The sequence below is a fragment of the Streptomyces griseicoloratus genome (genome assembly GCF_014534645.1).
GTDB classification, from domain to species: domain Bacteria; phylum Actinomycetota; class Actinomycetes; order Streptomycetales; family Streptomycetaceae; genus Streptomyces; species Streptomyces griseicoloratus.
Window position 1 is genome coordinate 26466 of record NZ_JACVQF010000191.1, and the last position, 20802, is coordinate 47267.

The window sequence follows — 20802 nt, forward strand, 5'->3', positions numbered from 1 at the left end:
CAGGGATGAGCGGGACCGTGACGCCGGACCGAGGCCCGCCACCCTCCACGGCACCCCACCGTCACAGGAGACACCATGTCGCTCACCCGCAGGGACTTCGCCAGACGATCCGCGCTCACCGGTGCCGGCGTCGCACTGGCGGGCAGCGTCGGCGCCCTCGCCTCCGCCCCCAACGCACTGGCGTCCACGGACACGGAGACCGCGGGCGAGGACCACGGACACGGCGGGGTCGGCTACGGACCGCTGATCCCCGACCCCGACGGCATCCTCGCCCTGCCCGCCGGCTTCCGGTACGAGATCATCACCTACTGCGGCCGGACCAGGCTGGAGACGGGCGAGTTCACCCCCTCCAACCACGACGGCACCGCCACCTTCGCCGGCCCGCGCGGCACCACCCTCCTGGTCAACAACCACGAACTCGGCGGCCCCCGCGCCGACTGGCCCCACCCCGTCCCGCTCACCGAGGGACTGGTCTACGACCCCGCCGCCTCCGGCGGCTGCACGGTCGTCGAGGTCCGCCCCGGCGGCCACGTCGCCGAATGGGTCGGCATCGCCGGCACCTCCACCAACTGCGCCGGCGGCAGCACCCCCTGGGGAACCTGGCTGACCTGCGAGGAGACCGAGGACAAGGCCGGCGAGGAGGGGATGACCAAGGACCACGGCTACGTCTTCGAGGTCGATCCAGAGGACCGGCGCGCCAATCGCGACCCCAAGCCGGTCAAGGCGCTCGGCCGCTACGCCCACGAGGCCGTCGTCGTCGACCCCAAGCGGGGCCACCTCTACCTCACCGAGGACGCCTCCGGCCCGAACGGACTGCTCTACCGCTGGACCCCGCCGGAGGGCTTCCGGCACGGTCGCGGCCGGCTGCGCACCCTCGCCGACGACGCCGGGCGCCTGGAGGCGTTCAAGTGCTTCGACTCCGGCGGCAGGTTCGTCGACGACCTCTCCCGCGCGACGAAGACCGGCACCGTCTACGGCGTCGACTGGACCGAGGTCCCCGACCGCGACGCGAAGACCACCTCGGTGCGCAAGCAGTTCACCGCCGGAGAGGTCACCCGCGCCCGCAAGCTGGAGGGCATGTGGTGGGCCGACGGCGGTGCCTACATCGTCTCCTCCTACGCCCGTGACGAGAGCCCCGGCCGGCCGCACGACGGCCAGGTCTGGTTCTACGACCCGGGGCGCCGCACCCTCACCCTGAAGGTCCTCCTCGGCGTCAACCCCGACCCGTCGCAGGACGGCGCCCTCGACGGCCCCGACAACATCACCGTCTCCCCGTACGGCGGCCTCGTCATCGCCGAGGACGGCGACGGCGTCCAGCACTTGTTCGGTGCCACCGACAGCGGCCGCACCTACCCCATCGCCCGCAACGAACTCAACGTCGGCACCGAGGACGAGCCCGAGTACAGCGAGTTCACCGGCGTCACCTTCTCACCCGACGGGCGCACCCTGTACGCCAACATCCAGGACCCGGGCATCATGCTGGCCATCACCGGACCCTGGAAGCGGCAGAAGCGCCGGTAATTAAATCGTTCGCTCGCCCCGCGACCGCCGCCTAAGGTAATCCACGTCCAGGTGCGAAGGCAGGACCTACTTCCACTGATAATGGGGCGGTCGCGGGTTCGAGTCCCGCCACCGGCACAACGCGCCGGTGTAGCTCAGGGGTTGGAGCACCTTGTCGGTTCCGCCGACCTGAACTCTGGACACCGAAAACTTCATGCACCTCCCGGTGCGCGGGCTGCGGCTACTTCTTCTCTCAAAAGAATCCGATGCCGCCGCCGACTTGATCTCGGGAGGCGCAGCAGATGGCAGGGTGCCCGGTGCGCAGGCAGCGGTTACTTCCCTTTGTCCGGACGGTTGCGGGTTCGAATCCCGTCACCGACTTCGGGTCGGTGTAGCTCAATCGGCAGAGCATCCGTATGTTCCCGCCGCCGATTTCCGACCTCGGGCACCCTCCATTCGCCACGCCTCCCTCCGAAACGAATTCGGGGGAATTCACCATGGCGCGATTCAACGTCAGGGGCGCGAAGGCACAGCCCGCCTCGCGCGTGACGTCGACCGGGCGCGTCCTGCGCACCCACGAGGGCGGCCGGGGCCGCGAGCGCGACGCGCGCTCCGAGCTCTTCCTCCTCGCGGTCGGCAACTTCGTGTCGCAGCAGACCTTCTACGAGACCGGCGCCGACCGCGACGACCGGTTCGCCGCACTCGTGCGCCGGCTCGCCCTCACCGACCCGTCGTGGACGGCCGGCCTGCTTCGCTGGCTGCGCGGCGAGGGCAACCTGCGCACCGCCTCGATCGTGGGCGCCGCCGAGTACGTCAAGGCCCGCCTCGACGCCGGCGCCACCGACGGCCCGGCCAACCGGCAGGTGGTCGCCTCCGTCCTCCAGCGGCCCGACGAGCCCGGCGAGCTGCTGGCCTACTGGACGGCGACGTACGGCCGTGCCGTGCCCAAGCCCGTCAAGCGGGGCGTCGCCGACGCCGTACGACGGCTCTACCACGGCAAGTCGCTGCTGAAGTACGACACCGCGTCCAAGGGATACCGCTTCGGCGACATCCTCAACCTGGTGCACGCCGCGCCGGACCCCGACAAGCCGTGGCAGGGCGAGCTGTTCCGGTACGCGCTCGACCGCCGGCACAACCCGGACACCGCGGTGCCGCCCGCCTCGGACCGCGTCCTGACCGCGCACCGCGAGCTGATGGCGCTGCCCGTGGAGGAGCGGCGGGCCGTGGTCACCGCGCCCGACGGCGCCGAGCGGCTGGCTGCGGCGGGCATCACCTGGGAGATGCTGGCGGGCTGGCTCCAGGGGCCGATGGACAAGGCGGCCTGGGAGGCCGTGATCCCGTCCATGGGCACGATGGCGCTCGTGCGCAACCTGCGCAACTTCGACGAGGCCGGCGTGTCCGACGAGGTCGCGGCCCGGGTGGCGGCGCGGATCAGCGACCCGGCCGAGGTGGCGCGTTCGCGGCAGTTCCCCTTCCGCTACCTCGCCGCGTACCGGCACGCGCCGTCGCTGCGCTGGGCGTACCCGCTGGAGCAGGCGCTCGGGCACTCGCTGGCCAACGTGCCCGCGCTGCCCGGCCGCACCCTGGTCCTCGTGGACCGCTCGGGCTCGATGTTCTACTCGCGCCTGTCGGACCGCTCGGAGCTCAACCGGGCCGACGCCGCGGCGGTCTTCGGCACGGCGCTCGCGATGCGGGCGGCGGACGCGGACCTCGTCGAGTTCGGGACGTCCAGCAACCGCGTGAAGTACCGCAGGGGCGAGTCGGTGCTGAAGGTCCTGGAGCGCTTCGGCGACCTGGGCGGCACCGACACGACCGAGGCGGTCCGCCGGCACTACAGGAAGCACGACCGGGTGCTGATCGTCACCGACGAGCAGTACGCGTACAACCGGCACGGAGACCCGACCGAGCAGGTCCCGCCGCACGTGCCGGTCTACACCTGGAACCTCGCCGGGTACCGGGCGGGCCACGGCCCGTCGGGCCACGCGAACAGGCACACCTTCGGGGGCCTCTCGGACGCCGCCTTCCGGATGGTTCCGCTGTTGGAGGCGGCCCGGGACGCCGACTGGCCCTGGGCGGCCTGAGCCGGGCCACCGGCCCACCGGCCCACCGGCCCACCGCGGCCCGCACCCGCGCATACGGGTGCGGGCCGCACCCTTGTCGGCGGGCGCGACTGGTATCTAACATGTCAGTTCGTGAAGGCCCTTCGACCCGTACCCCGCACCCTGCTCAGGGACCGCGCCTGCGAAGCCATCCGGCACGCCATCGTCGCCGGGGAGATGGAACCCGGTGCCGTGGTGCGGGACGCCGACCTGGCCGAGCGGCTGGGACTGTCCCGGGCGCCGGTGCGCGAGGCGTTCTCCCGGCTCGTGGACGAGGGCCTGCTGGAGAGCAAGCCGCAGAGCTACACCCGGGTCACCCCGGTCGTCGCCGCCGACGTGCGGGACGCCGCCGCCGTCGTCGGCGCCATGCACGAACTGGTCACACGGGTCGCCGTCCCCCGGCTGGAGGAGGCGGACCTCGACGAGATGCGCGCGGCCAACGAGCGGTTCGCGGCGGCCGTCCACGCCGGTGACGTCGACGGCGCCGTGCGCGCCGACGACGAGCTGCACCACGTCCTCGTCCGGGCGGCCGGCAACCGGGCCGCCGCCGCCACCATCGACCGCCACACCCCGCTCATCCGCCGACTGGAGCGCCGCCGCTTCGGCGAGGGCGGCAACTGCCGTTCCGCCGGGCTGCACGAACAGCTGATCGCGGCCTGCGCCGCCGGTGACACGGAGGCGGCGCTCCGCGTGACGGCCGGCATCTGGCGCGGCCTGGAAAAGCTCGCCGACTCCGACTGAACCGGGAGGCCCCGTGTCCCTGTCCTCGTACGAGCGCTACCCGCTGCTCCTCGGCCCCTCGCCCGTGCACCGGCTGGAACGGCTCACCGACCACCTCGGCGGGGCGTCGCTGTGGGCCAAGCGGGAGGACCTGAACTCCGGCATCGCCTACGGCGGCAACAAGACCCGCAAGCTGGAGTACCTGGTCGCCGACGCGCTCGCCCAGGGCTGCGACACCCTCGTCTCCATCGGGGGGGTCCAGTCCAACCACACCCGCCAGGTCGCCGCCGTCGCCGCCCGGGCCGGACTGAAGTGCGTGCTGGTGCAGGAGAGCTGGGTGGACTGGCCCGACGCCGTGTACGACAAGGTCGGCAACATCCTGGTCTCCCGGCTGGCGGGCGCCGACGTACGGCTGGTGAGGGCCGGGTTCGGCATCGGCTTCAAGGAGAGCTGGGAGCAGGCGCTCAGGGAGGTCGAGGAGGCCGGCGGCAAGCCCTACGCCATCCCGGCCGGCGCCTCCGACCACCCGCTCGGCGGACTGGGCTTCGCCGGCTGGGCGTACGAGGTCGCCGAGCAGGAGCGGGAGCTGGGCGTCTTCTTCGACACGGTGGTGGTCTGCTCGGTCACCGGATCGACCCAGGCCGGCATGGTCGCCGGGTTCCGCGCCCTGGAGGAGGCAGGCGGCCGCACCCGGCGGGTGATCGGCGTCGACGCGTCCGCGGAACCCGCCCGCACCCGGGAGCAGATCGCCCGCATCGCGCACCGCACGGGCCGGCTCGTCGGCGTGACGAAGGAACTGACGGAGGCGGACGTCGAACTGGACGAGCGGTACCACGCGGGCACGTACGGCATCCCCGACGACACCACGCTCGCCGCGATGCGGCTCGCGGCCCGGACCGAGGGCATGGTCACCGACCCGGTGTACGAGGGCAAGTCGATGGCGGGGCTGATCGACCTGGTCACCCGCGGCGAGATCGGCCGCGACGCCACCGTGCTCTACGCCCACCTGGGCGGGCAGCCGGCCCTGAACGCGTACAGCGCCCTGTTCTAGGGGTCCCGCCGGTTGCCGGAGGCCGCCTGTCCCGACCGGATCGAGGCGATCGGCGATGGCCGCGCAGGTCGAGGGGGAGCCGGTCCGCCGGTGTCCGTCGCCGGTGCTGCAGGGACTGCCGGTGCAGGGGCGCTCCCGGTGCTCCGGGTACCGGGAGCGCCCCCGCCGTGCGGCTGCCTAGAGTGCCTGGGCCGCGGGCTTCACCATGCCCCTGACCGTGCGCGACTTGACGAAGTCGCCCATGGCGGTCATCTCCCACTCGCCGGAGAACTGGCGGATCAGCTTCGCCATCATCACGCCGGTCTGCGGCTCGGCGCTGGTCAGGTCGAAGCGGACCAGTTCCTCACCGGTCGCGCCGTCCAGGAGACGGCAGTACGCCTTGGCGACCTCCGTGAACTTCTGGCCGGAGAAGGAGTTGACCGTGAACACCAGGCCGGTGACGTCCTGCGGGAGGGCGCCGAGGTCGACCGTGATCACCTCGTCGTCGCCGCCGCCCTCGCCGGTGAGGTTGTCGCCGGAGTGCCGGATGGCGCCGTTCACGATCTGGAGCTTGCCGAAGTAGCAGCTGTCGATGTGGTTGCGCTGCGGACCGTACGCGATGACGGAGGCGTCCAGGTCGATGTCCTTGCCGCGGTACGCCGGCTCCCAGCCGAGGCCCATCTTGACCTGGGAGAGCACCGGCCGGCCGCCCTTGACCAGGGAGACGGTCTGGTTCTTCTGCAGGCTGACGCGGCCCTTGTCCAGGTTGATCTTCCCGGTGCCGGGCGCGGCGGCCGGGGCCGGGGGAGCGGCGGGCGGCGCCGGCGGGGCGGCGGGGGCGGTGACCGGCGGGGGCGGCGGCTGCACCGCGGCCGGGGGCGGGGTGACCGGCTGGGCCGGGGCGGCCGGTTCCTCCACCGTGACGCCGAAGTCGGTGGCGATGCCGGCGAGGCCGTTGGCGTAGCCCTGGCCGACCGCGCGGGCCTTCCAGGCGCCGTTCCGCAGGTAGATCTCCACGATCACCAGGGCCGTCTCCGTGCCGAGCTGCGGGGGCGTGAACGTGGCCAGGACGGAGTTGTCGTCCGCGTTGCGGATGGTGGCGGTCGGTTCGATGCCCTGGAAGGTCTGGCCGGCGGCGTCCGGACTGGCGGTGACGACGATCTTCTCGATGCCCGGCGGGACGGCGGCGGTGTCGACCGTGATCGCGTCCGGGGCGGTGCCGCCGCCGGAGCGGTAGGTCACGCCCGGGCCGGTGGGCTGGTTGTAGAAGATGAAGTCGTCGTCGGAGCGCACCTTGCCGTCGGCGGTGAGCAGCAGGCCCGATACGTCGAGCCGCACGGGCGCGGTGACGTCCACCGTCACGCGTGCGGCGGCGAGGGGGATGTTCGAGCCGGGGGTCATAGCTGTCATGCCCGGTGAACGAGCGAGGCCGTTTTACCGTTCCCTTACCCGTGGGGCGATCGGGCCGGGGTGGGTGGGGCGGTGGCGGCCGGTGTTTTTCGCCCCCCGCCGCCCCTTCCCTTCCCGACCCCGGGGCTGCGCCCCCAGACCCCCCTTGTCGGCCTTCGGCCTCGTCCTCAAACGCCGGACGGGCTGGAGATGCCGCCGGAGGGGCTGGAGATGCCGGCCGGGATGAAGAGGCTTACGGCACCACCACGATCTTCCTTCCCACCCCCGCCGCGAACTGCTCCAGCGCCTGCGGGTAGCGGTCCAGGGGGATGCGGTCGCTGATGAAGACGTCGGGGTCCAGCACGCCGTTCGCGAAGAGTTCCGCCGCGCGCTCGTAGCTGTGCAGGACCGCCATCGAGCCGGTGATGGTGATCTCCTGGTTGTAGATGCGGTACGGGTCGATCGTCACGCGCGTCGCGTAGTCGGCCACGCCGAACTGCAGGAACGTGCCGGCCTTGGCGACCCGCCCCAGGCCGTCCTGGATCGCCGCCGCGTTGCCCGTCGCGTCGATGACCAGGTCCCAGCCCTGCGGGCGGTCCAGTTCGTCCGGGTTCGCGGCCGAGGCGGAGACACCGAGGCCGCGGGCCGTCTCCAGGCGGGCCGGGTTGACGTCGACGACGTCCACGCTCGCCGCCCCGGTCCGCTTGGCCAGTTCCAGCATCATCAGGCCCATCGTCCCGGAGCCGTAGATCAGGACGTGGGCGCCGAGGCGGGACTGCAGGACGTCGTAGCCGCGGACCGCGCAGGACAGCGGCTCGATCAGGGCCGCGTCCTGCGTGCGGACGTGCTCCGGCAGCTTCACGCAGTTCGCCACCGGCGCCACCGCGTACTTCGCCGCCCCGCCGGCCGTGGTCACGCCGATGGCCGCCCAGCGTTCGCACAGGTTGTTGTGGCCGGTACGGCAGTAGCGGCACTCGTAGCAGTACAGGGACGGGTCCACGGCGACCCGGTCGCCGACCGACACCTCCGTGACCTGTGTGCCGACGCCGACCACCTCGCCCGCGAACTCGTGGCCCGGCACGATCGGCAGCTTGGGCGCGAACTCGCCCTGGAGGATGTGCAGGTCGGTGCCGCACAGACCGCAGGCCGCGACCTCGACGACGACCTCGCGGGGGCCTGGCGCCGGGTCCGGGACCTCGGTGACGACGGCGCGGCCCACGGACTCGATGACGGCGGCCTTCATTTCACGGCTCCCAACGACAGGCCCTGGACCAGTTTGTCCTGGGCGGCGAACCCCGCGGCGAGCACCGGCAGGGAGATGACGAGCGACGCGGCGCACACCTTGGCCAGGAACAGGCCCTGGCTGGTGATGAAGCCGGTCAGGAAGACGGGCGCGGTCTCGGCGACCACGCCCGTCAGCACCCGGGCGAAGAGCAGTTCGTTCCAGCTGAAGATGAAGCAGATGAGCGACGTCGCCGCGATGCCCGGGAGGGCGATGGGCGCGACGACGCGCGCCAGGATCGTCGGCAGTTTCGCGCCGTCCACCCGGGCCGCCTCGATGACGGCGACCGGGACCTCGGCGAGGAAGGACTGCATCATCCACACCGCGATCGGCAGGTTCATGGAGGTGTAGAGGATGACCAGCAGCCAGATGTTGTCGAGCAGGCCGGCGTTCTTGGCGAACAGGTAGATCGGCAGCAGGCCCGCGACCACCGGCAGCATCTTGGTGGACAGGAAGAAGAACAGGACGTCCGTCCACTTCTTCACCGGGCGGATGGACAGCGCGTACGCCGCGGGCAGGGCCAGCAGCAGGACGAGGAGCGTCGACGCGATCGACGCCACCGCCGAGTTGATCAGCGCCGGCCAGGGGCTCGCGCCGCCGTCCGCGCCGAAGAACTCGCGGTAGCCGTCCAGCGTCAGCGACGCCGCGAAGGACGGCGGGTTGGTGGCCGCGTCCTCCTCCGAGTGGAAGGAGGTCAGGGCCATCCACGCGATGGGCAGGAAGAAGACGATGCCGGCCAGCCAGGCCACCAGCCCGAGGCCCACACCGCCCCTGCGGCCCACTCGTACGGCCATGGCGCTCATGCGCGGGACACCTCCTCGCGGAACAGGGACGACACCACGCGCAGGGCGAAGGTCGCGATGATGATCGAGCCGATGACGACCAGGACGCCCGCGGCCGAGGCCAGGCCGTTCTCGTGGGCCTGGTAGAAGCTCTGGTAGACGGTGTAGGGCAGGTTGGCCGTGCCCAGACCGCCGGACGTGATCGTGAAGACCGCGTCGAAGTTCTGCACGATGTAGATCGAGCCCAGCAGCGCGCCCAGTTCCAGGTAGCGGCGCAGGTGCGGGAGGGTGAGGTGGCGGAAGATCTGCCAGTCGCTCGCGCCGTCCACCCGGGCGGCCTCGATCTGCTGCTGGTCCCGGCTCTGCAGCCCGGCCAGCAGGATGAGCATCATGAACGGCGTCCACTGCCACACCAGGGACGCCTCGACGGCGAGCAGCGGGGTGTTGGAGATCCAGTCCGGCTGCGGTCCGCCGACGTAGTGCAACAGGCCGTTGAACAGGCCGTACTCGGGGTTGTAGAGCACGTGCTTCCACAGCAGGGCCGCCGCCACCGGGACGACCAGGAACGGGGCGATCAGCAGGGTGCGGACCACGCCCCGGCCCTTGAACCGCCGGTCCAGCAGCAGGGCCAGCGCGAGTCCGAGGACGAGGCTGGCCAGGACCACCGCGACCGTCAGCAGGATGGTCGTCCACACCGACTTGCGCAGGTCGGGGTCGGTGAGGACGTCGCCGTAGTTGCTGAGGCCGGTGAAGTGGCGGGCGTCCGGGTAGAGGGCGTTCCAGTCGAAGAAGGAGATCACCAGCGTGGCCACGAACGGCAGCTGGGTGACCGCGATCATGAAGATCAGGGCGGGCAGGAGCGGGGCCCGGGTGGCCCAGGCGCGCAGCCGGGTGGAGGGCGGGCGGGCCGGGCTGCGGACGTCGGGGGCGGCCACGGGGGCCGTGGTCGTGGCGGTCATCGTCCCTCGTACTCCTCGGAGATCTTCTCGGCGAGCGCCTGCGATTTCTTCAGGGCCGACTCGACGGACTGGCGTCCGGCGATGGCCGCGCTGATCTCCTGGGAGACCTTGGTGCCGAGGTCGGTGAACTCGGGGATGCCGACGAACTGGATGCCGGGCGCGGGGCGCGGCTGCACGCCGGGGTCGCGCGGCTTGGCGCCCTCGATGGCCTCCCTGGTCATCTCCTGGAAGGCGGCGGCCTCCGCGCGGTAGGCGGGGTTGTCGTACGTCGAGGCCCGCTTGCCGGCCGGGACGTTGGACCAGCCGATCTCGTCGCCGACCAGTTGCTCGTACTCCTTGCTGGACGCCCAGGAGACGAACTTCCACGCCTTGTCGGGGTTGCGGGAGGCCTTCTGGATGCCCCAGGCCCAGGTGTAGAGCCAGCCGGAGGAGTCGGTCTTCTCGACGGGGGCCGGCGCGTAGCCGATCTTGCCCTTGACCGGGGACTTGGCCGACTCCAGGGAGCCCGCCGCGGAGGTGGCGTCGTACCACATGGCGACCTTGCCCTGGGTGAGGTTGTTCAGGCACTCGGCGAAGCCGGACTGGGCGGCGCCGGACTCGCCGTGCTCGCGGACGAGGTCGACATAGAACTTCGTCGCCTTCTGCCACTCGGGGGAGTCCAGCCGCGCCTTCCAGTCCTGGTCGAACCAGGTGCCGCCGAAGGTGTTCACGACGGTCGTCAGGGGTGCCATCAGCTCGCCCCAGCCCGGCAGGCCGCGCAGGCAGATGCCCTTCATGCCCGGTTCGGCCCCGTCGACCTGTTCGGCGAGCTCGGCCACCTGGGTCCAGGTGGGGTGCTCGGGCATGGTCAGGCCCTTCTTCGCGAAGACGTCCTTGCGGTACATCAGGAAGGACGACTCGCCGTAGAAGGGCTGGCCGTAGAGCTTGCCGTCGTCGCCGGTGAGGGACTCGCGCATCGGCTTCAGGACGTCCTGCTCGTCGTAGGCCGGGTCCTTCGCGACGTAGGGGCCCATCTCGTGCAGCCACTCGTTGCGGGCGTAGATGGGGATCTCGTAGTTGGACAGGGTGGCGACGTCGTACTGGCCGGCCTGGTTGGCGAAGTCCTGGCTGATCTTGTCGCGGACGTCGTTCTCCGGCAGGACGGTGAAGTTCACCTTGATGCCGGTCTCTTTCGTGAAGTGGTCGGCGGTGAGCTTCTGCAGCTCCACCATCTGCGGGTTGTTGACCATCAGGACGTTGATGGCGTTGCCGCCGGACCCGGCCCCGCCCGCCCCGACCCAGCAGCCGGAGAGCAGCGGGGCGAGCAGCGTCCCTGCGGCGGCCGCGGCGAGCGTGGCTCGCGGCCTCCGTCGGCTCTGGGTTCGCATGGATCGCTCCTGGACGTATGGGGAGATTACGGGCAGTGCGGGGCCTGGGGGTGCCCTGCGGGTGACGTGAGTCGGATGTGGTTCAGACGCGGATGACCTGCGGGCCCAGCAGGGAGTAGCGGTGGGCCTCGGCCGTGGGGAGCAGGGTGCTGGTGACGATCGCCTCCAGGGCGCCGATCTCCCCGAACCGGCAGAAGCTGACCGCCCCGAACTTGGTGTGCGTGCCCGCGAACACCGTGCGGCGCGCGGCCCGGATCGCCTGCGCCTTGACCTCGCTGACTGCGGGGTCGGGTGTGGTCAGGCCGTGTTCGCGGGAGATGCCGTTGGCGCCGATGTACGCCAGGTCGATGACGAACCCGGCCAGCATCTTCGTCGTCCAGTGGTCGACGGTCGCCAGGGTGCCCGGGCGGACCCGGCCGCCGAGCAGCAGGACGCTGGTGTCGCCGTGCTCGGCGAGGGCGCCGGCGACCGGCAGGGAGGCGGTGACCACGGTCAGCGGCCGGTCCCGGGGCAGGGCCTCGGCGATGAGCTGAGGGGTGAAGCCCTCGTCGATGAAGACCGTCTCCGCGTCGCCCAGCAGGTCGGCCGCGGCGGCGGCGATCCGGCGCTTCTCGGGGACGTGGCTGGTGGCGCGGAAGGCGAGCGTCGTCTCGAAGCCGGCGCTCTCCACCGGATAGGCGCCGCCGTGGGTGCGGCGCACCAGACCGTGGTCCTCCAGGGCGCGCAGATCCCGCCGTACGGTCTCCTTGGCCACGCCCAGTTCGGCCGCGAGCGCGGTGACGTCGACCGAGCCGGTGGCGCGGGCGACCCGCACGATCTCGCGCTGGCGTTCTTCCGCCGTCCTCGTGCCCATGCCGAACACCTGCCTCACCGCCTCGTTGCCCGTTCGGGCCCGGTGGGGCCCTTGGGGGAAGTTCTACAGCGGCCGTGCGGCACTGACCAGGTCTGTTGCGGGCCCGATGCTGCCCGCTTGTGCCCGCTTCGCGCGCCGGGTGCCCGTCGCGGACCTGGGCGGCAGCGGGGCGGGAGGTGGGAACGGGCAGCGTGGATGCCCGCATGCGAGGGCGGGCGGGCCCGTTCGGTGCCCGCCCGCCCTCTCGCGGCGACGACTTCCGGTCAGTACGGCCAGATCGGCGGGTCGGTCACGAAGTGCCCGCCCAGGCGGGCGTGGGCCGGGTTGTCCGGGTCGAGTTCGCCCTGTTCGGCGATGAGCTTCGCGGCGTACGGCTCGGAGTCGTCCTGGGGGTCGTAGCCGAGGGCCCGCGCGGAGGTGAGGTCCCACCACAGGCGGGTGTTGGCGGAGGAGCCGTGGACGACGGTGTGGCCGACGTTCTCGGCGGTCAGGGCGGCGTGGAAGAGGCGGGCGCCGTCGGCGGGGCTCATCCACACCGAGAGCATGCGCACGCTGGTCGGCTCCGGGAAGCAGGAGCCGATGCGGACCGAGACGGTCTCCATGCCGTGTTTGTCCCAGTAGAACTGGGCGAGGTCCTCGCCGAAGGACTTGGACAGGCCGTAGAAGGTGTCCGGGCGGCGCGGGGTGTCCACGGGGATGAGGGGGTCGTCGCCCTGCGGGCGCGGGGTGTAGCCGACGGCGTGGTTGGAGGAGGCGAAGACGATGCGTCCGACGCCCTCCTCGCGGGCGGCCTCGTAGACGTTGTACGTGCCTTCGATGTTGGCCTTCAGGATCTTCTCGAAGGGGGCTTCCAGGGAGATGCCCGCGAGGTGGACGATCGCGTCGACGCCCCGGACCGCCTCGCGCACGGCGTCCCTGTCGGCGAGGTCGCCGACGATCGCGTCCGGTTCGCCCTCTGTCGGGCGCAGGTCGAACAGGCGCAGGTCGTAGCCGTAGCCGGGGAGCAGGTCCCGCATGAGGGTGCCGAGGCCGCCGGCGGCGCCGGTGAGCAGGACGGTGCGGGGAGCGGGCATCCTCGGGACTCCTAGGTCTCCTTGAACCGACGGCCGTGTGTATGGGCGCACGGCGTTCATATGCGTGGACACGCTAAGAGTCCCGACTTCAGGCGTCAAGGGCTGCCTGCTTGACGGCCCCTCGGGGGCGGCTTAGCGTGGCTGCGTTCAGAAACATGGACGCAAAACACAAATATGGACTCGGAATCGGGAGTGCCCGTGACCTCAGCCCCTCTCGCCGCTCGACTCGACTTCTCCAGCGGGCCGCTGTTCTTCCCCGTCACGGCCTACGGACCGGGCGGCGAGGTCGACCTCGACGTCCACCGCGCGCATGTGCGCCGCGGGGTCGAGGCCGGAGCCGCCGCCGTGTTCGCCTGCTGCGGCACCGGGGAGTTCCACGCGCTCACCCCCGAGGAGTTCCAGGAGTGCGTACGGGTCGCCGTGGAGGAGACGGCCGGGCGCGTGCCCGTCGTGGCCGGCGCGGGCTACGGCACCGCGCTCGCCGTCCGCTACGCGCGCCTCGCCGAGGAGGCCGGGGCCGACGGGCTGCTCGCCATGCCGCCGTATCTGGTGGTCCCCGGACAGGAGGGGCTGGTGCGCCACTACCGGGAAGTGGCCGCGGCGACCTCCCTGCCCGTGATCGTCTACCAGCGCGACAACGCGGTGTTCACCCCCGCGAGCGTGGTCGAACTGGCCCGCACGGACGGCGTCATCGGCCTCAAGGACGGGCTCGGCGACCTCGACCTCATGCAGCGCATCGTCAGCGCGGTGCGCACCGAGGCCCCCGGCGACTTCCTCTACTTCAACGGGCTGCCCACCGCCGAGCAGACCCAGCTCGCCTACCGCGCGCTCGGCATCACGCTCTACTCCTCCGCCGTGTTCTGCTTCGCCCCCGAGATCGCCCTCGCCTTCCACCGCGCGCTCCGCACGGGCGACGAGACCACCGCGCACCGCCTGCTGGACGGCTTCTACCGGCCGTTCGCCGAACTGCGTGCCCAGGGCCGCGGATACGCCGTCGCCCTGGTCAAGGCCGGCGTACGGCTGCGCGGGCTGGACGTGGGCGAGGTGCGGCCCCCGCTGCAGGAGCCGGCCGCGGACCATGTGAAGCAGCTCGCTCAGCTGATCGAGCAGGGTTACGCGCTGATCGACGAGGAGGCCCGGTGAAGGCATCGGCGTTCGTCTACCCCTGGGACGTCAACGGGGACCCGGGAGCGGCACGGTTCATCGCCGGCACCGGGGTGCGGCAGGTGACGCTCGCCGCCGCGTACCACTCCACCCGCGCCCTCACCCCCCGCCACCCGCGCCACCGCGTGGTGACCGCCGAGCACGCCGCCGTCCTCTACCCGCCGGACGGCCGCTGGGAGGGACGCGCGATCCGTCCGTACGCGGCCGGCGACTGGGCCCCCGGCGACGCCTACGGGGAAGCGGCCGCGACGCTCGCGGACGCCGGTCTGGAGGTGCACACCTGGGTGGTGCTCGCCCACAACTCCCGGCTGGGCGCCGAGCAGCCGCACACGTCCGTCGTCAACGCCTACGGCGACCGCTACCCGTGGGCGCCCTGCATCGCGCAGCCGGCCACGCGCGCGTACCTCGTCGACCTCGCCGCCGAGGCGGCGGTGCGGCCCGGGGCGCACGGCACCGAGCTGGAGTCCCTCGGCTGGTACGGGCTGGCGCATCTGCACGCCCACGACAAGACCGGGGGAGTCGGCCTCGGGGACGCCGGGCAGTACCTGATGTCGCTGTGCTTCTGCGCCGACTGCCGGGACGGGTACGGCAGGCAGGGCCTGGACGCCGACGAACTGGTGGCCGCCGTACGGGGTGCGCTGGAGCCGGTGTGGCGGGGGGCGCCGTCCGACGGGGGATGGGCGGGCGTGGAGAAGCTGCTCGGCGAGGCCACGGCGAACGCCACGCGCGCGTGGCGCGACGGCACCGCCCGCTCGCTCCAGGAGGCGGCCGTCGGGGCCGTCCGGGCCGCGGCGCCCGAGGGCTTCCAGATCCTGCTGCACGCCGACCCGGTGTCGTACCACTGCGGCGCCAACGCCGGCGTCGACCCCGCCCACATCCTGTCCGTCGCGGACGGCGTGGTGGTGCCCTGCACCGGCGGTGCGGGACTGCTCACGCCGTTCGCCGAGCGGCGCCGCGCCGGCACCGTCCTCGCCGCCAACTTCACCGTGGTCGCCGGCATGGGCGGCAGCCCCGCCACGCTCGCCGCGGACGCCGCCCGCGCCCGCGACCTGGGCGCCACGGAACTGCGCCTCTACCACGCCGGCCTGGCGCCGGACGCCGACCTGGAGGCTGTGCGCTCGGCACTCGGAGGGTTGTGATCCGGCAGTGCCGTTCACGGCCGGTCGGTGCCGGAGGGTGGGGCGGGGGTGGGGGGATCGGTGGTCGGCGGGTGGTGGGCGAGCGGGGTTGCCGTTGCCAGCAGGGTGAGGCCGAGGGCGGGCAGCAGTAGCCGGACGTCGGTCAGTTCGACCAGGGCCGCGCCCAGGGCCAGCCCGAGCACGTTCGGCGTGAACACCAGGGAGTTGGCCGTGGCCGTGACCCGGCCCAGCAGCGCCTCCGGCGTCTCGTGCTGCACGGCGGTGAGGGAGGCGATCAGCACCGCGGGCAGCCCCGCGCCGATCGCCGCGCTGGTCACCAGGGCCACCGCGTCGTGCGGGACGGCGCGCACCGCCACCGCCACCGCCAGCAGGGCGATGCCGCACGCCGCGAACCGGCGCCCGCCCAGCCGCCGCAGCGCCGGCCCGGCCAGCAGCCCGACCGCCACCGAACCGGCGCCCTGCACGGCGTACAGCACACCGGCGTACGCCGGGGAGCGCCCGAGGGCGTCGACGACGGCGTAGGCCGTGGCGCCGTTGACGCCCGCGCACAGCATCGTCAGCCCGCCCGCGAGGACGAGCGGGCGCAGCCGGGGATGCGCCCACAGGAACCGGGCCCCCTCGGCCGTCTGCCGCCGCCAGTTGGCCGCGGGCCGCTCCGGCCTGCCCTCGCGCACCCGAAGCGCGGCGTACAGACCCGTGGCCAGCACGAACGTCGCCGCGTCGAGCAGCGCCACGCTCGGGCCGCCGTACGCGGCGTACAGTCCCGCCCCGGCCAGCGGGGCGAGCAGTTTCATGCCCTCGGTGGCGGTCATGCGCAGCCCGTTGAAGTCACCGAGGAGGTCCCTGCCGACGGCGGAGGCGACGAGCGCCGACTCGGCCGCGTCGTGGACGACGCCCGCGGCGCCGTACACGAACAGCACCCCGAACAGCAGCCAGGGGCCGCCCCGGGAGCCGGCGGCGAAGAGGCCGAGCAGGAGGGCGGCGAGCACCAGGTTCGTGGCGATCAGCAGGGGTTTGCGGCGGACGCGGTCGGCGAGCGTGCCCAGCGCCGGACCGGCCAGCGTCGGCGCCCACATGGCGAGCATGCACAGCGCGGCCAGCCCGTCGGAACCCGTCAGGTCCTTCACCCACACGCCGGACGCCAGCCACAGCGCGGAGGTGCCGAAGCCGGAGACCACCACCCCGGCGAGATACAGGCCCGCGTTGCGGTCGCGCAGGACGCGCACCACGGCCCAGGTCGTCTTCCTCGTCGTCATGCCTGGTCATCGTGGGTCTAAGGGGCCCAGGCCGGCATCGGGAAGGTGCCTTAGGCACGGGACGGGCGGCCGATGAGTTCCAGCGGCCCGGTCGGTCCACCTCCTGAGGGAGCACCGCATCCGAGAGAGGAGCAGCCCATGACAGCCGACACCACCGCCCTCGACCTCGGGCCGCAGGCCCGGATCGTGGCGCGTCTCGCGCAGGGCGTGAGCGACGGGCAGCTCACGGACCCGACACCGTGTCCGGACCTGGCGGTCCGCAACCTCCTCGGGCATCTGACCGGCCTGGTCGTCGCCTTCCGGGACGCCGGGCGCAAGGACCTCGGCGTCACGACCGACACCAGCCCCGACGCCGCCGTGCCGGACATCGGGCCCGGCTGGCGCGAGGAACTGCCCGCGGTGCTCGGCGACCTCGCCGAGGCCTGGCGCGACCCGGCGGCCTGGACCGGCACGACCCGGGCCGGCGGCGTCGGCCTGACCGGTGCGGTCGCCGGTGCCGTCGCGGCCGACGAACTGGTGATCCACGGCTGGGACCTGGCCCGGGCGACCGGCCAGGAGTACACGCCCGACCCCGCCGCGCTCCGCGTGTCGTACGACCTCCTCGCCGCCGCGGCCGAGGAGCCCGACCGCGACGGTGGCGGCCTCTTCGGCCCCGTCGTCCCGGTCCCGGCCGACGCGCCGCTGCTGGACCGCGCGCTCGGCCTGAGCGGACGGGACCCGGCCTGGGCGCCACCCGCCTGACGCCCGTAATCCCAACTTCCTTTGTCAGAAGCATTGACGAAACACCGCGCCACTCCTAGTTTCAACGCGTCGTACTTCGTACGTCATATATGAGACGCGATACGCGAGATCAGATACGCGATCCGACGCGAGATCCGAGAGGCGCGCATGACCTCTGTGCCCACGCCGATCCCCTCCCGCACGCAGTACGTGCTGGAGGAGATCAAACGCCGCATCCTCACCGGGCAGTTGACGCCGGGACAGGCCCTGGTCGAGACCGACCTCGCCGCACAGTTCGGGGTGTCCAAGACACCGGTGCGGGAGGCGCTCAAGACACTGGCCGGCACCGGACTGGTCGTCATGAGCCAGTACAAGGGCGTCACGGTGCGCATGGTGGACGCGGACATGGCACGCGAGGTCTACGACGTCCGGCTGCTCCTGGAGCCCGAGGCGCTCCGGCGCGCCGTGCGGCGCGGTGCCTCCCTGGACGCCGCGCGCGAGGCGCTGACCCGCGCCGACCGGGCCACCGACACCGCCGAACGGTCCCTCGCCAACCGCGAGTTCCACCGCGCCCTGTACCTGCCCTGCGGCAACCCGCTGCTCGGCCGGATGCTCGACGAGGTCCGCGACCAGGCGGCCCTCGTCTCCGCGGTCGCCTGGGCCGCCGACCCCTCCTGGGAGCAGGAGGCGGGCGAGCACCAGGAGATCCTGCGCCTCGCCCTCGCCGGCGACGCGGACGGCGCGGCCGGTGCCCTGCACGCGCACATCGCGTCGTTCGTCGAGCGGGCCTTCCCGGCAGCGGAACACGAGGCCGGGGAAGCCCGGGAAGAGGACGGTCAGGCATGACAACGACGTTCGAGACCCAGCGGGCGGCCCTGGCCGACGTGGTGGCGATCCCGGTGACCCCGTTCGCCGAGGACGGCTCCGTCGACCCCGGCACCTACCGGGCCCTGCTGCGTCGACTGCTCGACGGGGGCATCACGACCCTCACCCCCAACGGCAACACCGGCGAGTTCTACGCCCTCTCCCCGGCCGAGCGCCGCCTCGTCACCGAGCTGACGGCCGAGGAGGCCGGCGACCGGGCGGCGATCCTGGTCGGCGTCGGCCACGACGTGCCGACCGCGATCGCCTCCGCCCGGCACGCCCGCGAGCTGGGGGCCCGGATGGTGATGGTGCACCAGCCCGTCCACCCCTACGTCTCCCAGGGCGGCTGGGTCGACTACCACCGCGCCATCGCCGAGTCCGTGCCCGAGCTGGGCGTCGTGCCCTACATCCGCAACGACCGGCTCCCCGGCGCCCGCCTCGCCGAACTCGCCGACGCCTGCCCCAACGTCATCGGCGTGAAGTACGCCGTCCCGGACGCCTCCCGGTTCGCCGCCTTCGCCCGCGACGCCGGCCTCGACCGCTTCGTGTGGGTCGCCGGTCTCGCCGAGCCGTACGCCCCCTCGTACTTCTCCGCCGGCGCCACCGGCTTCACCTCGGGGCTGGTGAACGTGGCCCCGGCCGTCTCGCTGAACATGATCGAAGCGCTCCGGGCCGGCGACTACCCGGCCGCCATGAAGGTCTGGGAGCAGATCCGCCGCTTCGAGGAACTGCGCGCCGCCAACGGCTCCGCCAACAACGTCACCGTCGTCAAGGAGGCCCTGGCCTCCCTCGGGCTGTGCCGCAGGGAGGTCCGCCCGCCGAGCAAGCCGCTGCCCGAGAACGAGCGCGCCGAGGTCGCCGCCATCGCCGCCGGGTGGTCCATATGAAGTCCCCCGAACAGCTCAGAAGCCACCAGTGGTACGGCACCGACGGCCTGCGCTCCTTCAGCCACCGGGCCCGCACCCGCCAGCTCGGCTACCTGCCCGAGGAGCACCTCGGCAAGCCGGTCATCGCGATCCTCAACACCTGGTCCGACATCAACCCCTGCCACGTCCACCTGCGCGACCGCGCCCAGGCCGTCAAGCGCGGAGTGTGGCAGGCGGGCGGCTTCCCGCTGGAGTTCCCGGTCTCCACGCTCAGCGAGACCTTCCAGAAGCCGACCCCGATGCTCTACCGCAACCTGCTCGCGATGGAGACCGAGGAGCTGCTGCGCTCCTACCCGGTCGACGGCGCCGTGCTGATGGGCGGTTGCGACAAGTCCACGCCCGCGCTGCTCATGGGCGCCGCCAGCGTCGACCTGCCGGCGGTCTTCGTGCCCGCCGGGCCCATGCTCCCCGGCCACTGGCGGGGCGAGGTGCTCGGCTCCGGCACCGACATGTGGAAGTACTGGGACGACAAGCGGGCCGGCCTGATCGGCGACTGCGAGATGCAGGAGCTGGAGAGCGGCCTGGCCCGTTCGCCCGGCCACTGCATGACGATGGGCACCGCGTCCACGCTGACCGCCGCCGCCGAGGCCCTCGGCGTCACGGTCCCGGGCGCCTCCAGCATCCCGGCCGTCGACTCCGGGCACGACCGGATGGCCGCCGCCGCGGGCCTGCGCATCGTCGAACTGGTCCACAAGGACCGCAGGCTGAGCGACATCCTCACCGCGGACGCCTTCGAGGACGCCGTCACCACCGTGCTCGGCCTCGGCGGCTCCACCAACGCCGTGATCCACCTGATCGCCATGGCGGGCCGCGCGGGCGTGACCCTCACCCTGGACGACTTCGACCGCATCGCCCGCACCGTCCCGGTGCTCGCCAACGTCCGTCCCGGCGGCCGGAAGTACCTCATGGAGGACTTCCACTTCGCCGGCGGCCTGCCCGGCTTCCTCTCCCGCATCCCCGACCTGCTCCACCTGGACCGGCCCACCGTCTCCCACGACACCCTGCGCGAGCAGATCGCCGGTGCCCTCGTCCACGACGACGACGTGATCCGGCCCCGCGACAACCCGGTCGCGAGCGAGGGCGGGGTCGCCGTCCTGCGCGGCAACCTCTGCCCCGACGGCGCCGTCATCAAGCACATCGCCGCCGAGCCGCACCTGCTCAAGCACACCGGCCCCGCGGTCGTCTTCGACGACTACAAGACGATGCAGCGCACCATCAACGACCCGTCCCTGAACATCACCGCCGACAGCGTGCTGGTGCTGCGCAACGCCGGCCCCAAGGGCGGACCGGGCATGCCCGAGTACGGCATGCTGCCCATCCCCGACCACCTGCTCAGGCAGGGCGTGCGGGACATGGTGCGGATCTCCGACGCCCGGATGAGCGGCACCAGCTACGGCGCCTGCGTCCTGCACGTGGCCCCCGAGTCGTACGTCGGCGGCCCGCTGGCCCTGGTCCGCACCGGCGACCGCATCACCCTCGACGTCGAGGCCCGCACCCTCCGGCTCGACGTCGACGACGAGGAGCTGGAGCGCCGCCGGGCGCGGTGGACGCCGCCCCCCGCGCGGTACGAGCGCGGATACGGCGCGCTCTACAACGAGCAGATCACCCAGGCCGACACCGGCTGCGACTTCGAGTTCCTGGCCCGCCCGGGCAAGGTGCAGGACCCGTACGCCGGCTGA

General features: G+C 72.5%; 17 protein-coding genes, 1 tRNA gene and 1 pseudogene. 11 read left to right on the top strand and 8 right to left on the bottom strand.

The window, feature by feature from the left end:
* The first annotated feature begins 75 nt into the window (after window positions 1-75).
* The 5 genes from H0H10_RS17225 (at window position 76) to H0H10_RS17245 (ending at window position 5370) form a co-directional block, all read left to right on the top strand.
* Window positions 76-1521, top strand: a complete 1446-nt coding sequence (locus H0H10_RS17225; RefSeq protein ID WP_188181868.1) for an alkaline phosphatase PhoX — start codon at window positions 76-78, stop codon at window positions 1519-1521.
* Between the two features lie 44 nt (window positions 1522-1565).
* Window positions 1566-1635 (top strand) — tRNA-Ile (locus H0H10_RS17230).
* A gap of 362 nt (window positions 1636-1997) precedes the next feature.
* Window positions 1998-3581: a TROVE domain-containing protein gene (locus tag H0H10_RS17235; protein ID WP_188181869.1), complete on the top strand. Its 1584-nt coding sequence runs from the start codon at window positions 1998-2000 to the stop codon at window positions 3579-3581.
* Window positions 3582-3692: 111 nt separating this feature from the next.
* Window positions 3693-4340 carry a GntR family transcriptional regulator gene (locus H0H10_RS17240; RefSeq protein ID WP_188181870.1) on the top strand — a complete coding sequence of 216 codons (648 nt, stop codon included), beginning with the start codon at window positions 3693-3695 and terminating at the stop codon, window positions 4338-4340.
* Window positions 4341-4353: 13 nt separating this feature from the next.
* Window positions 4354-5370 carry a 1-aminocyclopropane-1-carboxylate deaminase gene (locus H0H10_RS17245; RefSeq protein ID WP_188181871.1) on the top strand — a complete coding sequence of 339 codons (1017 nt, stop codon included), beginning with the start codon at window positions 4354-4356 and terminating at the stop codon, window positions 5368-5370.
* A 177-nt stretch (window positions 5371-5547) separates the two neighbouring features.
* Here the strand turns inward: H0H10_RS17245 and H0H10_RS17250 are convergent, their stop codons facing one another.
* From H0H10_RS17250 to H0H10_RS17280, 7 genes and pseudogenes are all read right to left on the bottom strand, one after another.
* Window positions 5548-6750: a TerD family protein gene (locus tag H0H10_RS17250; protein ID WP_188181988.1), complete on the bottom strand. Its 1203-nt coding sequence runs from the start codon at window positions 6748-6750 to the stop codon at window positions 5548-5550.
* 241 nt (window positions 6751-6991) lie between these two features.
* Window positions 6992-7981, bottom strand: a complete 990-nt coding sequence (locus H0H10_RS17255; protein WP_188181872.1) for a zinc-dependent alcohol dehydrogenase family protein — start codon at window positions 7979-7981, stop codon at window positions 6992-6994.
* Window positions 7978-8823, bottom strand: coding sequence for a carbohydrate ABC transporter permease (locus H0H10_RS17260; RefSeq protein WP_188181873.1), 846 nt, complete (start codon window positions 8821-8823; stop codon window positions 7978-7980). Before H0H10_RS17260 ends, H0H10_RS17255 begins: the two co-directional genes overlap by 4 nt.
* Window positions 8820-9761, bottom strand: a complete 942-nt coding sequence (locus H0H10_RS17265; protein ID WP_188181874.1) for a carbohydrate ABC transporter permease — start codon at window positions 9759-9761, stop codon at window positions 8820-8822. Before H0H10_RS17265 ends, H0H10_RS17260 begins: the two co-directional genes overlap by 4 nt.
* Window positions 9758-11147: pseudogene (locus H0H10_RS17270) on the bottom strand (ABC transporter substrate-binding protein). Before H0H10_RS17270 ends, H0H10_RS17265 begins: the two are co-directional and overlap by 4 nt.
* Window positions 11148-11210: 63 nt before the next feature.
* A complete protein-coding gene (locus H0H10_RS17275) occupies window positions 11211-11981 on the bottom strand; it encodes a DeoR/GlpR family DNA-binding transcription regulator (protein WP_188181876.1) in 771 nt (256 codons plus the stop codon).
* 263 nt (window positions 11982-12244) lie between these two features.
* Window positions 12245-13054, bottom strand: a complete 810-nt coding sequence (locus H0H10_RS17280) for an NAD-dependent epimerase/dehydratase family protein (RefSeq protein WP_188181877.1) — start codon at window positions 13052-13054, stop codon at window positions 12245-12247.
* Between the two features lie 198 nt (window positions 13055-13252).
* Here H0H10_RS17280 and H0H10_RS17285 point away from each other — a divergent pair, with 198 nt between their 5' ends.
* Window positions 13253-14197 carry a 5-dehydro-4-deoxyglucarate dehydratase gene (locus H0H10_RS17285; RefSeq protein ID WP_188181878.1) on the top strand — a complete coding sequence of 315 codons (945 nt, stop codon included), beginning with the start codon at window positions 13253-13255 and terminating at the stop codon, window positions 14195-14197.
* Complete coding sequence (locus tag H0H10_RS17290; protein WP_188181879.1) at window positions 14194-15357, top strand: hypothetical protein; 1164 nt, start codon at window positions 14194-14196, stop codon at window positions 15355-15357. Before H0H10_RS17285 ends, H0H10_RS17290 begins: the two co-directional genes overlap by 4 nt.
* Window positions 15358-15371: 14 nt before the next feature.
* On the opposite strand, the gene H0H10_RS17295 is transcribed toward H0H10_RS17290, so the two are convergent.
* On the bottom strand, window positions 15372-16613 hold the full coding sequence (locus H0H10_RS17295; RefSeq protein ID WP_188181880.1) for an MFS transporter: 1242 nt from the start codon (window positions 16611-16613) through the stop codon (window positions 15372-15374).
* A gap of 138 nt (window positions 16614-16751) precedes the next feature.
* Here H0H10_RS17295 and H0H10_RS17300 point away from each other — a divergent pair, with 138 nt between their 5' ends.
* The 4 genes from H0H10_RS17300 to araD all read left to right on the top strand — a co-directional run bounded on the left by H0H10_RS17300 (window position 16752) and on the right by araD (window position 20802).
* Window positions 16752-17354: a TIGR03086 family metal-binding protein gene (locus H0H10_RS17300; protein WP_188181881.1), complete on the top strand. Its 603-nt coding sequence runs from the start codon at window positions 16752-16754 to the stop codon at window positions 17352-17354.
* A 147-nt stretch (window positions 17355-17501) separates the two neighbouring features.
* Window positions 17502-18179 (top strand): GntR family transcriptional regulator, encoded by a 678-nt coding sequence (locus H0H10_RS17305; RefSeq protein ID WP_188181882.1) that lies wholly within the window; start codon window positions 17502-17504, stop codon window positions 18177-18179.
* Entirely contained in the window at window positions 18176-19084 is a 909-nt protein-coding gene (locus H0H10_RS17310) for a dihydrodipicolinate synthase family protein (protein WP_188181883.1), read from the top strand. Before H0H10_RS17305 ends, H0H10_RS17310 begins: the two co-directional genes overlap by 4 nt.
* Window positions 19081-20802, top strand: coding sequence for an L-arabinonate dehydratase (gene araD, locus H0H10_RS17315; protein WP_188181884.1), 1722 nt, complete (start codon window positions 19081-19083; stop codon window positions 20800-20802). The genes H0H10_RS17310 and araD overlap by 4 nt, the downstream gene beginning before the upstream one ends.

Bases quoted from the DNA above. Each gene is read 5' to 3' on its own strand.
- H0H10_RS17260 (WP_188181873.1), bottom strand. From the start codon at position 8,823: ATGAGCGCCATGGCCGTACGAGTGGGCCGCAGGGGCGGTGTGGGCCTC.
- H0H10_RS17280 (WP_188181877.1), bottom strand. From the start codon at position 13,054: ATGCCCGCTCCCCGCACCGTCCTGCTCACCGGCGCCGCCGGCGGCCTC.
- H0H10_RS17300 (WP_188181881.1), top strand. From the start codon at position 16,752: ATGACAGCCGACACCACCGCCCTCGACCTCGGGCCGCAGGCCCGGATC.
- H0H10_RS17250 (WP_188181988.1), bottom strand. From the start codon at position 6,750: ATGACCCCCGGCTCGAACATCCCCCTCGCCGCCGCACGCGTGACGGTG.
- H0H10_RS17235 (WP_188181869.1), top strand. From the start codon at position 1,998: ATGGCGCGATTCAACGTCAGGGGCGCGAAGGCACAGCCCGCCTCGCGC.
- H0H10_RS17295 (WP_188181880.1), bottom strand. From the start codon at position 16,613: ATGACGACGAGGAAGACGACCTGGGCCGTGGTGCGCGTCCTGCGCGAC.
- H0H10_RS17225 (WP_188181868.1), top strand. From the start codon at position 76: ATGTCGCTCACCCGCAGGGACTTCGCCAGACGATCCGCGCTCACCGGT.
- H0H10_RS17305 (WP_188181882.1), top strand. From the start codon at position 17,502: ATGACCTCTGTGCCCACGCCGATCCCCTCCCGCACGCAGTACGTGCTG.
- H0H10_RS17275 (WP_188181876.1), bottom strand. From the start codon at position 11,981: ATGGGCACGAGGACGGCGGAAGAACGCCAGCGCGAGATCGTGCGGGTC.
- H0H10_RS17310 (WP_188181883.1), top strand. From the start codon at position 18,176: ATGACAACGACGTTCGAGACCCAGCGGGCGGCCCTGGCCGACGTGGTG.
- H0H10_RS17255 (WP_188181872.1), bottom strand. From the start codon at position 7,981: ATGAAGGCCGCCGTCATCGAGTCCGTGGGCCGCGCCGTCGTCACCGAG.
- H0H10_RS17265 (WP_188181874.1), bottom strand. From the start codon at position 9,761: ATGACCGCCACGACCACGGCCCCCGTGGCCGCCCCCGACGTCCGCAGC.
- araD (WP_188181884.1), top strand. From the start codon at position 19,081: ATGAAGTCCCCCGAACAGCTCAGAAGCCACCAGTGGTACGGCACCGAC.